Here is an 11,598-nt window from a genome sequence, read left to right as displayed (position 1 = left end):
AAGCAGCGCAACCTGGTCGAACGCTGTATTGGCAAGCTCAAGCAATGGCGCGCCATCGCCACCCGCTTCGACAAACTGGCCACCCGCTACCTGGCGGGCGTCACCATCGCCTCGCTCATGCTCTGGCTCCGGCACACCGAATTGTCAGACACTCCCTAGGCCGCGTGCTCGCCGACACAATCGCCGAACGAACTGGCCACAACCAGCTACTTGCCTAATCCCCGAGTAAGGACGGTCTGGCCAGACGAGAAACCGGCGGGTTGTTCGAGCGCCAGGAACATTCAGGTCGTGCGGCCTTTCCGTAGATCGATGGACTCTCCTTGGTGCTCGTGGTGTGGTGGCGGTCGCGTGGGCACCAGACGGATGCCTTCTGCCCAAGCCCCTGGCTGCCGGCCCCGATCGCAACATGCTGTGAAGATCAGTTAACGTGCCTCACGTGACAGAAAAGATCATCTCGGTCTGACCTGCGAGAACAGACCTGCAACCCAAGATAACAATCGAACAGCACGCCCCAGACCAGCTCAGAGCAAATGTGGTCTGCTTGTGGTCAGGCAAGCTGAAGTGGGTGACCAGACCGGCGTCGACGAGTTCCGTTGCGGTGATCAGCGCCTTATTCAGTGGACGCAAAGTCTCCTGGCGATCTTCGGGGCTAAGAGGGCTTCCATTTGGTGGTGGGCCGAAGAGAGTGGTGCTGTCTGTCTTGGCGACTTTGCGTATAGCCGCCTCGGATAAGCCGGTGACCCCCCGCAAGTCCGCGCCGGTCAGGTCGACGCCACTAAGGTCCGCCCCGGTCAGATTCGCCCCCTGCAAGTTCGCGCGGGTCAGCTTCGCGCCATCCAGGTTCGCGCGGGTCAGGTTCGCGCGGGTCGGGGGCACCTCCTTCCGATCGCTTGGGTCGTCGTAGAAGCTCGGGTCCGCGGAGTAGCTTGGGTCCATGGAGAAGCCTAGGTCCGCGCCGGCCAGGTTCGCGCCTCTCAGGTACGCGTCAGTCAGGTTCGCGCCTCCCAGGTCCGCGTCGGTCAGTTTCGCGCCATCCAGGTTCGCGCGGGTCAGGTTCGCGACATCCAGCTCCGCGCGGGTCAGGCTCCGGACTTGGCTCAGGTCCGCGTCGGTCAGGTTCGCGCCCTTCAGGCGAGCGCCGGCAAGGGTCGTGGAGCTCAGATCGTTGCCGGTCAGGTCCGCGAAACGCAGGTCCGCGCCGGTCAGGTCCGCGCCAAGCAGGTCCGCGCCGGTCAGGTCCGCAAAGACCAGGAACGCGTCGGTCAGGACCGCGCGGTTCAGGCTCGTGCCGGTCAGCTTCGCGCGATCCAGGCGCGCGCTCGCCAGCTTCGCGCGGGGCAGGTCCGCACGGTTGAGGTTCGCATGGTTCAGGTCCGCGCGGCTCAAATTGGCGTCAGTCAGGTCCGCACGTGCTAGGTCCGCGCCAGGCAAGGTTGCGCCTTTGACACGGATTGCCTTCAAGCTGAGAAGGCTTCCTTTCTCCCGTCGGTCCTGGGTGGTGTCCCGGCGGCCGATGACCGTCAGCGCCGCTTGAACATCGGTGGCCGGCTCCATCGGTAGCGCTGCCTTCGGCGCGGGATCGTGTTCGCGGACGAACGCCGCCAGCACGTCGTAGATCGTCGAATGATCCCGAGGGGAGTCCTTAGCAAGGCGCTCTAATGCGTAGACGCCGCCCAGGCGGGCGTCGGTCTTCCCAGAGCCAAGCTGGTCGACCGCCTTGGTGTAGCGGTCGGTAATCTGTCCCTGTTCGGTGACGGCCTGGCTTTGACGGGCGGTGTCCAGGGTCTGGGCGGTGTACCACAGGCCCTGGGCGGTGAACACGGCACCGCCGATCACTACCAATCCGGTCGCGGCCTGGATCACCGTGTGGCGGGCGGCGTTGACCGCCTCGATGCGCTCGTTGGCCGACAGGCCACGCCGTTCCCGATCGGTCAGGGGGCCTCGTTCCCCGGCCAGTCGGCGCGCTCCAGGGCCGAGCAGCAACGCCAGCAGCAGCGATATCACCGCGGTCAGGGCGATGCCGAGCAGAACCCAGCGGGCCCAGCCAGGGGCGGGCGCGTACAGCGCGGCAAGTCCGGCGACGACGGCCAGCGCGAGCGCGGCGATCCCTGCGGCTAGCCCCACCCGCCACCGCGACGACGGTGGCGAGGCGGCTTCGGCCTCCTCGGATGTAGATGGCGGCTCGGGCGGATTCTGTAAGGCTTGACTGGCAGAGCGAGGGGCGGCAGCCCGTGACCGCAAGACCCATGACACTGCGGCCCCGATGAGCACTCCGGCCAGGGCACGTGTGATCCACTTTTCCGACATGCATCCAGTTGACCAGTTGATGGCGGGTGCTGAAAGCCGGAGAGACCGTCCAGGTCGCAGACTTAATCCGCACGGTGCGAGGACTCTCGCAAGGTAAGTCCGAAAGTCGCAAGACTCACCCGATAGGGACACCGGCGGGTGTCCAGGGTTGCCCCTGTGTACCGTCGCGGAGTGACGATACATTAGCACCCTTGCTGATCTCCCCCGGGTGATCGCTCAGAGTCCCTGATCTACCATCTTGCTGCTGCGCTTTCACGATCATTAGAGCTTGATCGGTTGAGGCAAGGGCGCGCTTAGCATCTATCTTGCCGCTGGGTTCCCCGCGGGTTCAGCGTGAATGAAGGTCTTCACGATGGAACCCACGGGCTTTCGACAGCTCATGATCAAAACCAGGTTGAGTTCAGCTAAGGGCTTGCAGAGGAATAACCCGTAGCTTTCGAGGATGTCTCTCGTTGGTGTGGTATGGGTGTGGCGGCAGAGACTGTGACAATGCTGGCGGCGAAGTTCGAGGCACTCTTTCCGCATCTGGATGAGCGTCAGCGGCGGTTGCTGATGGGAGCCGAAGCCCGTCTGCTGGGATATGGCGGGATCCGCGTGGTGGCCCGGGCTGCGGGGGTTCGCGAGGCCACGGTATCGGCCGGGGTCAAGGAACTGGAGTCGGGGCAGGAGCCGCTGGGCCGGGTGCGCCGCCCTGGTGGCGGACGCAAGCGGGTGGCCGACCTCGATCCGGGACTGCGGCCGGCGCTGCTGGCTTTGGTCGAGCCGGACACGCGCGGGGATCCGATGTCGCCATTGCGGTGGACGACCATCTCGACTCGCAAGCTCGCCGCGGAGCTGTGTCGCCAAGGGCACAAGATCAGCGCCGATACTGTCGCAGACCTGCTGCGTCAGGAGGGGTTCAGCCTGCAGGGCAACGTCAAGACGTTGGAGGGTGGCCGGCACCCGGATCGAGACGCCCAGTTCCGCTACATCAACGAGCAGATCAAGCAGTACCAGACGGCCAGGGATCCGGTGGTGAGCGTCGATACCAAGAAGAAGGAACTCATCGGCGCGTTCAAAAACGCCGGCCGGGAATGGCGACCCACGGGTCAGCCAGTCGCGGTCGCCACCCATGACTTCCTCGATGCACGGCTGGGCAAGGCCATCCCGTACGGCATCTACGACCTGGCCGCCGACAGCGGCTGGGTCAACGTCGGCACCGACCACGACACCGCCGCCTTCGCCGTGGAATCCATCCGCCGCTGGTGGAACGGCGCCGGACAAAACGCTTATCCGGACGCGAGACGGTTGCTGATCACCGCGGATGCGGGTGGCTCGAACGGATACCGCACCCGCGCGTGGAAGGCCGAACTCGCTGCACTGGCCGCCCAGACCGGCCTGGCCATCACGGTCTGCCACTTGCCACCCGGCACGTCGAAATGGAACCGCATTGAGCACCGGTTGTTCTGCCACATCACGATGAACTGGCGGGGCAGGCCACTGACCAGCCACGAAGTCGTCGTGCAGAGCATCGCCGCGACCACCACCACGACCGGGCTCACCGTGCACGCCGAACTGGACACCGGGCAGTACCCCACCGGCGTTACCATCAGCGACGCTCATCTGGCCGACCTGCCCATCACCAGCCACGACTGGCACGGTGACTGGAACTACACGCTGTTACCAGCATGGCTGACAGCCACCAAGACCACCGAGGTCACCGCCACGGCGCTACTACGCGACCGAGACGATCACGCCTGGCTGACCCACCCCACCCTGACCGGCCTGCCACAGCATGAATGGGACCAGCTCATCGACCGGCTGACTGACCTGCGACATACACAGCGAGAAGCCGAGTTACACCGTCAGCGCGGTGGCCCACGTCAAGTAGCGGCCGGGACCGGCCGCCACCCCGCCCTCACTCTCCCCGAACGCCTTCTGATCACTATCTTGCACCACCGTCTCGGCCTGCCTCAGGCAGTTCTTGCGGACCTGTTCAAGGTCACCCTCATGACCGCCAATCGGGCCATCCGCCAGATCCGGCCCCTCCTCGAACAGGCTGGCTACGCCATCCCGCCCACCCATCAACGCCTCTACACCGCAGCAGACCTCACCGCCTACGCCCTCAGCACTGGTGCCACTCCAAACAAGATCAACTCGGCGTGTTAATTCTCTGCAAGTCCTAAGAACCCCTAACAGAATGATCTTTGTTGTGCTTTGATCGCTCGCGGTAGCGAAGGCGAGAGGGGCGAGGATGGCGCGGCTGAAGCCGTGGGAGGTCAGTGACGAGCTGTGGGTGGTTATCGAGCCGCTGATCCCTCGGCGTCGATCAGCTGCCCATGGAGTGATGTCGAGGCCGCGGTGACCAGGTCGAGATCAGGCATACGGCGTCCGAGCAGCGGGTGTCCCTCCCCGAGGTCGTATTGAATGTCCAGACCGGACATCATCGCGGCGAACCGCCGATGTTGAGGCCTGTCCAGCCGCCGAGTGATGCATGTGTGGGGCCTGCTCAAGGGGTTATAGCCCGTGGGCGTCGGAGGCGCCGGTACTGGAGGCGGATGCGGATGTGATGGACCATGGGATCTCTTGGCCGTTCGGCTGGTCGGGGTGGAGTGCCAGGTGCGCGCAGCGGCGGCCTTGGTCTCGTAGCGGGTTGGTGACGGACGTGATGCCGAGCCGTTGGCCGGCTGGTGACGCGTCCCAGCCGAGGTAGGCCGCCTCCGGGTGAGTCTCGTGGAGGGTCTGGTGGGCTCCTAGGGCGAGTTCGTCGCTCATGGCGATGATGAGCGCATGGGGAGTGAGCTGGGGGGCGAGTTCTCGCGCTGCCGCGGCGCCATCTGCCTGAGTGTTGCGTGCCACGACAGCGACGGGTGCACCCGTCCAGCTGAGCCCGGCCTGTTCGATGGCGGTACGGTAGCCGCGCAGACGGGCGTCGGTGACGGGAAACGGTGCGCGTGACGGCAGGTTCGCGCCGGTCGTCACCATGTGCTCGCGGTGGCGATCGAGCGGGAATGAGATCAGTACGGGCGTCCGGCCGTCACGGAGTCCATGGGAGGCGACCGCGCGTGCGGCCCGGTAGTCGTCCTGGGTGACACACGTGATTCCCTGACGTGGTGGACCTCCCTGGATGACGGCGGGGCGGGGATCGCCGGCGACCGCCGCCAACACCGGATCGTCCTCCGCGGTGGTCCACAACACGAAACCATCGACTGCCGCGGACAGCACCCGATCAGTGTCTGCGGCGTCGCCGCGCGTGGGGATGAAGGTGAGACCTCGGCCTTCCTCGACGCAGACCTCTGCGACCCCGGCCAGGAACTGTGCCGCTTGGGGATCGTCGAAGGCATACGCCAGGTTCTCGCTGAAAACCACCCCGAGTTGGTGCGTACGACCGGATTTCAGCGCACGCCCCACGGCGTCCGGGCGATATCCCAGCTCGCTGGCCGCGCGGTGCACGCGCTCGCGGGTGGCGGTCGCGACCCGCGCAGGCCGGGTGAAGGCATAGGAGGCGGTCATGGGTGACACTCCCGCACGAGCCGCCACGTCCTTCAGCGTCACACGTCTACGGCTGGTTGGCACGGGACCATCCTATTTGTGTAGCGTTACACATATGTCGACCGAGATCGCTCGCCCCGCCACAGTGCTCCGTGCCGCGCCGTTCCTCGGCTTCGCCGGGTTCGGCGCTTTCTGGGGTGTGTGGGGTGCCAGCCTCCCCCTGCTGCGAACCCAGGCCGATGTGAGCGATGCGGAGTTCGGCATCGCGCTGCTCTTCGTGGCCGCCGGGGCTCTGCCCGCCATGCTGCTGACCGGGCGGCTCATCGACGCGCTCGGGCTGCGTGTCGCCGGCGTGCTGCTCGCACTGCTGGGCCTCATGGGCCTCGTGGTTTCCGTCACATCGGCGACCTATGCCGCGTTATGCGTCGGCATCCTCCTGGCAGGAGCCAGTTCGGGAGCGTCTGATGTGGCGATCAACACGCTGGCGGCGACGGTTGAAAAGCGGACCGGACGCCCCATCGTGGCCCGCTCGCACGCGGCGTTCTCCGCCACGGTCGCCGTCTCCAGCCTGGGCGCCGGTGCGCTTACCGGACTGGCGGACAGCCTGCTGGCGAACTTCGCCGCGGCCGCCGTAGTCACCGTGGCCCTCGGTCTGGCCGTTATCGCCGCGACGCGCTCAGTCCCCGCTCAGGACGCTGTCGTACCCAAGAGCCAGGACGCGCCGACGCACGCCGGTCGCGCGTTGCGGTGGATCGCCCTGCTCATGATCGGTGCGATCGGCGCATTGGCGTTCGCATCGGAGAATGCCTACCAGTCCTGGTGTGCTGTCCTGCTGACCGACGAGTTCGCAGCCTCGTCCCCGCTGGCCGCCGTCGCGCCGGCGGCGTTCGCCACGACGGCCGCGCTGGCCCGTTTCGCCGCCGCCACGATCACATTCCGACGCCCGATCGTCACGTTGGCCAGCGGAAGCGTGATCGCCACGACCGGAGGCGTCCTAACGGCGTTCGCGCCCACGCTGCCGCTCGCACTGGTGGGCATCGTCACTGCCGCAGCAGGCACCTCGATACTCTTTCCCACCTTGCTGTCCTACGGGCTTCGACCGATCCCCGACGAGTCACGCGGACGAGCCACGTCCGCCATCTCCACAGTCGCCTATGTCGGTTACCTCGCCGGCCCCGCATACTTCGGCCTGCTCGCTGACGCCACCGGAGTGCAGCAGGCGTTTCTCGGCATCGCCGCACTGACCGCCGTGCTTCTGGCGACGATCCCGGTACTGTCGGCGCTCAAGCGAGCAGCGGACGTCCGCTCTCCCGACGAGACGCCGTACTCGATTCGCACGCGACCAGCCCGAACGCACAGGACTCCGGAGCCTTAAGAGCTTCAAACAAATGATCAGCGGACGAGGCGGCGCCAGCAGACGTGCGCTCGACGACGCCGAGCAAGACTACGTCGTGGAAGCGATCTGCCTATGGATCGTGGGGCAGTACGCCCCCCACCGCCCGCCGCCGTGACCGGGATCGAGGCGCCACAACGGACTGACTGCGGGGCTTTCGCCGAGATTGATCTTGTAGGCGACACGATGTCCAGGTGCGCGAATGTGTCTGCTCAAGGTTCTGTGCCTCAAGTTCCGAAAATCACACGTTCGGCGGCGGTGATGCGGGTGGCATACACCCGGTGTAGCGGTCGATAGGACCGCCAGAATCAAGATCAGGTTGGAGTTCAGCTCAACACGGCCTCGATAGGACGCTCTAGCAGGCTTCGGGCGATGTCCGCGTACTCGATGGCGGTCTGCGAACTGAGGTTGAAGACCAGCTCCAGGTGCAACGGATCCGCGTTGACCACGAGTGCTTCCTGGAGGACGCGGTCACCGCGTATCTGCTCAAGCTGGACGCCGAGAAGCAGCAGGCGCCAGGTCAGGTAGTAGTCGCTAACGGGCTCGGTGCCGGCAGCGGACTTCCACGAGATCAGAACATGGCGGTTGGGCGTATGCGGCCACTTGCGTTGGCGATCATGCAACCAGTCGACGAGGGCGCGGTGCGCGAACTCGGACAGCTTCTTGTGATGACCGCTGAGCCGGATCTGCCGCCTGGGCAGGTCGATGTCGTCAAGGGTCAGATGGCGAATGGCGCTTGCGCGCATGGCGTAGACGGCGGCCAAGGCGACGACCAGTCGCTGTTCTGGCGTCACCGCTGCCTGCTTGACTTCAGCGATCTCCGCGTCCGTCATGGGCTGCAACACGCGCGCTGGGGCCCGGCCGACGCTCAAGCGGCGGGTTGGGTCGGCGAAGATCAGACGGTGGCGCTTGGCGAACTGAAACAGGGACCGCAATGCGGTGAAGGTGCCGGCGCGTTGGTGGCCGGTTAACGCGTTCAACACCTGGGAGATGTCGTTCTCTGTGATCTCTCGCAGCTGGTGCCGGGTTTCCGACCAAGCTAGGAGGTGCGGCCGGACTCGTCCGAAGTAGGCATAGAGCGTTGACTTCGATCGAGCCTTGGTGCGCGCGCTGCCTTCCAGCAGGATGATCAGCCAGGTGCGCACGTCGGCGCGGAAGCCCTCCGGAAGCGTGCTGCTTTGGCGTTCGATCCACAGCCGCATCGTGGACTCGGTGTCGTCGAGGAAGAGGCCGACCTCGTCGAGCACCGTGCGAGCCAGCCGGGCGCCGCTCGAACGACGGAGTTCGGCGTTCAGCTGACTGAGTCGGACCGGCTGTCCATCAGGGTGCCGATCGAAGATGCGGCTCAGCCCGGCCAGTGCCGGGCCGGAAGTCTGGGCGCTCCAGTTCGCGGCCGCGGCGGCCTCGGCCATCCTTTGTAGCACGGCACGGTGAGTGGAGGAGATGATCAAATCACCGATCACGTCGTCGAGGCGAAGTACTGAGGCGGGCTGCCGACTGGTTCGCACCGGTCGGCACTTCTCACAGTTCAGACGGGGCCGCCCACCGCGACGTTGAGCGGCATCGCGGTCCACGGCGCCCCCGCATGTCTGGCATGGTTCACTGGCCTGTTGGTCGCGGGGAGTTCGCCGCTCTTCCGTTCGAGACGGCCGGCAGGTGCGGCAATACTGGCGCGGTCGTCCACCACGGCGGCTCGTGCTGGACTCGACCGGGCCTCCGCACGCCGGGCAGGGCCCGCCGGCTGGTTGCTGCTTCACCGCGGCGGAAGCGAACGGCCGGTCTGCGCCCTCGGCGTCACTATCCGGGTCGAGTCCACGACGGCGCCGTCCTGGCCGACCGCGCTGCTACGTTCCTGCATCCTCGATTGAGGCGCCGGCACAGCCTCAGGTTCAGCAGTGATCAGTTCGCTGATCTCGCAACCGAGTACCGCGCAGAACGCGTCCAGTTCCTCTGGACGCAGCACGTTGGGCTGACCCGACCACAGCCCGGACATCTTCCCGACGCTCATTTCCACGCCGCGCTCGGCGAGCATTCGTCGCAACTCGCTGGCCTTCCAGATGCCTCGGTTGGCCGCCGCAAGGCGCAAGTTCCATTTCATCGAATCAGCCCTTCCCACCGCTGGGCGGCGCGTTGCTGTCCGCGCATGATCGCATCCTCGATGCGGGTTCCGTGCACGTGGATGTAGCGCATCGTCGTGGAGATCCATGAATGTCCAAGTAGCTCCTGGACTGCGAGGATGTCCACGCCCGCCCGGTAGAGCTGGCTGGCGCAGTAGTGCCGCAGCACGTGCGGAGTCAGCTTGCCTGTCCAGCTCGGTAGGTGCCGGTCGACCGCGGCCGCCAACGCGCGCCTGACGACATCAGTTCCTGCGCGCGCCCCCGGTCCGTCAATCTGCCGACGTTCCGAGGGGAACAACGGCGCGCCCGGCAGGGAGTGGTCGGTGTCGAATTGGCTCCAGACGTCCTGCACGAACCACGTCAGCACGCTGTCTGCGCCGTTGATCAACGGGACCAGGCGCTGCTTCGGCCCTTTCCGGCGAGAGCCTTTGCCGTACCGGACATTAAGCTTGCCGAATCGCCCGAGCTCCCAGCGAACATCGTCCAGATCGAGCATGCAGGCTTCGTTGATCCGCAATCCCACATCCGCCGACAGGCGGGACACCGCGTAGTTCCGAGCTGCCGGCGCGAACTTCCGGCAGGATGCCAGCTCTTCGCGCCAGCCAGCGAAGAGCCGCTCGATCTCCACCTCGGTGGGCGGGATGCGGATCTGCGCATCGACCGACATGCGGGGGCGGTTCATCTCGTCGATCGGGCACTCGACCACGCGGCCCGTCAGCTCATGTAACTCGACCTTGTGACGCAGCTCCAGAAACTCGAAGTAGGTCACCAACACCTGCGCCCGCGCCGCCCGGGTCGCCGACGACGCGTTGCGCAGGACGGTGCCGAAGTACCGATCCGCGTCTCTGGGCTCCATCTCCCACAGCGGTCGGTCGAACCAATCCCGGACTAGCTGGAGGTGGCTGACATCGCCCCGGATCGTGCTGTCGGCCAGCCCTGCCGAGAGTCGTGCGAGGACGAACTCGGACAGCACGTCCAACTCGAAATCGGCGAGCTCCTCCTCTGTCGCCGGCGCCCTCACATCCCGCAGAGGCCGCACCACCGCCAGCGTCAACCCGCCCCCTCGATGTTCACTCTGGCTGAAACAACTTCAACCGGGGCATGATCTTTTCATCCATGGCTGTCTCTCTTCAAGTCGATCTAGAGACCAGCTCATACCAGTGCACGTGGGGGCGCAGGTGCGGTGATGCCGCATCCGGCCTCGCATCAGCTCAGAGGAACCGATCGTCTATTGCTTAGATATTTCCCGATCTGGAGCACTTGCCGTGACCTGCCCGAGTCCCCTCGCCCGAGGGGATATATCGTTCTGAAGGGGACAGCTGCTTTCCGTCGAAAGAGCCTGAGGATGGGACACTCCCTCCTCGGTGGCGGAAGCCTTCTCCCGTGGAGGGACAAACCCTTCCCCGAGCGATCGGACGCGTCAACGCGGGCCCTCGCTATCTCCGCTGGGCGCCACGCTTTGAAGATCATCCAGGTAGACACCTGCCCGCTCTCTGGGTAGGGCTTGTCCTCCTCGGTAGCAGGCTTCCACTACCAAAACAAGACACCAGCCAGCAAACAGGGCATCGTCGTGAGCGATATTCATGTTTGGTGCTGCTGCTTCCCCGGCCCTGGCTACGCCTGGGACGAAGCGCCGGCGATGCGGGCAACGTGGGCGTAGTCGGCGGCAGTGGTTGCGCGACGCCGAGGGGTAGTGCTCCAGGAACGCCGAACGGTTGTGCCCGCGGTTGAACCATGCACGCCATTCGGCGAGCTGCCCTTGGGCATGCGTAAAGTGGCTGTGAATCTCAGCGCGGTCCCCGTGGAACCACTTCTTATGAGGTGTCTCGATCTCAATCAAGATCGGATACAGGGACTCACTGTCGGTGGCGAGCCACATGAAATCGGGCTCCCGGTCGCTTAACCCGGGCAACTTCGGCTTGGAGATCACAGCCATCGGGAAAGCCGAATGGCCCGAATCCCCGTCAACGCTATGAGCTCCGGGCAACAGCGACGGGTGACGTTCCAGAAATGTATGGACAAGGCGCTCATCTTGCGACGCCGAGCTGTCGAGCAGCGCCCGCCACCGCTCCATCAGCGCAGCATCGTAGACCTCTTGCAGGGGACGCCCTGGCGCCGTTGCCTTGTTCGCGACCAAATAGCCCGGCAGATGTCCGACGAAGGGCTGATGGAAATTCGCAGCAGGAGACATAGTTTCGGTCACAGAGGCAGCGTACCCTCTCTGTCAGACTCTCGTGAGACCTGGGGACGAAGTAGTCTTCTGTGACTCAAGCAGGGCGAGAACAGGATCTTTCAGACAGTGACCTTGAC

At 65.3% G+C, this 11,598-nt stretch carries 9 protein-coding genes and 1 pseudogene; 4 read left to right on the top strand and 6 right to left on the bottom strand.

Annotated features, from left to right (window positions below):
• Positions 1 to 159 (top strand): annotated as a pseudogene (locus tag AB0J09_RS39910) (IS5/IS1182 family transposase); the annotation flags it as partial.
• Between the two features lie 273 nt (positions 160 to 432).
• On the opposite strand, the gene AB0J09_RS39905 reads toward AB0J09_RS39910, so the two are convergent.
• Complete coding sequence (locus AB0J09_RS39905; protein WP_360702869.1) at positions 433 to 2,124, bottom strand: pentapeptide repeat-containing protein; 1,692 nt, start codon at positions 2,122 to 2,124, stop codon at positions 433 to 435.
• A 672-nt stretch (positions 2,125 to 2,796) separates the two neighbouring features.
• On the opposite strand from AB0J09_RS39905, the gene AB0J09_RS39900 reads away from it, so the two are divergent.
• On the top strand, positions 2,797 to 4,455 hold the full coding sequence (locus AB0J09_RS39900; protein WP_360702867.1) for an ISAzo13 family transposase: 1,659 nt from the start codon (positions 2,797 to 2,799) through the stop codon (positions 4,453 to 4,455).
• A gap of 348 nt (positions 4,456 to 4,803) precedes the next feature.
• On the opposite strand, the gene AB0J09_RS39895 is transcribed toward AB0J09_RS39900, so the two are convergent.
• Positions 4,804 to 5,826, bottom strand: coding sequence for a LacI family DNA-binding transcriptional regulator (locus AB0J09_RS39895; RefSeq protein ID WP_360702872.1), 1,023 nt, complete (start codon positions 5,824 to 5,826; stop codon positions 4,804 to 4,806).
• 67 nt (positions 5,827 to 5,893) lie between these two features.
• Between AB0J09_RS39895 and AB0J09_RS39890 the strand changes: the two genes are divergently transcribed.
• The gene (locus AB0J09_RS39890; RefSeq protein ID WP_360702864.1) at positions 5,894 to 7,153 is read left to right on the top strand and encodes an MFS transporter; all 1,260 of its coding nucleotides are present in this window, start codon (positions 5,894 to 5,896) and stop codon (positions 7,151 to 7,153) included.
• Positions 7,154 to 7,166: 13 nt separating this feature from the next.
• Positions 7,167 to 7,289, top strand: coding sequence for a hypothetical protein (locus AB0J09_RS39885; RefSeq protein WP_360702862.1), 123 nt, complete (start codon positions 7,167 to 7,169; stop codon positions 7,287 to 7,289).
• 208 nt (positions 7,290 to 7,497) lie between these two features.
• Here the strand turns inward: AB0J09_RS39885 and AB0J09_RS39880 are convergent, their stop codons facing one another.
• From AB0J09_RS39880 to AB0J09_RS39865, 4 genes are all read right to left on the bottom strand, one after another.
• On the bottom strand, positions 7,498 to 8,634 hold the full coding sequence (locus tag AB0J09_RS39880; RefSeq protein ID WP_360702859.1) for a site-specific integrase: 1,137 nt from the start codon (positions 8,632 to 8,634) through the stop codon (positions 7,498 to 7,500).
• A 290-nt stretch (positions 8,635 to 8,924) separates the two neighbouring features.
• The gene (locus tag AB0J09_RS39875) at positions 8,925 to 9,287 is read right to left on the bottom strand and encodes a helix-turn-helix transcriptional regulator (RefSeq protein ID WP_360702856.1); all 363 of its coding nucleotides are present in this window, start codon (positions 9,285 to 9,287) and stop codon (positions 8,925 to 8,927) included.
• Positions 9,266 to 10,342 carry a tyrosine-type recombinase/integrase gene (locus AB0J09_RS39870; RefSeq protein WP_360702853.1) on the bottom strand — a complete coding sequence of 359 codons (1,077 nt, stop codon included), beginning with the start codon at positions 10,340 to 10,342 and terminating at the stop codon, positions 9,266 to 9,268. Before AB0J09_RS39870 ends, AB0J09_RS39875 begins: the two co-directional genes overlap by 22 nt.
• 366 nt (positions 10,343 to 10,708) lie before the next feature.
• A complete protein-coding gene (locus AB0J09_RS39865; RefSeq protein WP_360702850.1) occupies positions 10,709 to 11,491 on the bottom strand; it encodes a Shedu anti-phage system protein SduA domain-containing protein in 783 nt (260 codons plus the stop codon).
• Between the last annotated feature and the right edge of the window lie 107 nt (positions 11,492 to 11,598).

Origin of the sequence: Nonomuraea sp. NPDC049784, from assembly GCF_040659615.1 — a bacterium.
Classification (GTDB): domain Bacteria; phylum Actinomycetota; class Actinomycetes; order Streptosporangiales; family Streptosporangiaceae; genus Nonomuraea.
This window is presented reverse-complemented; position numbering and strand designations above follow the sequence as displayed.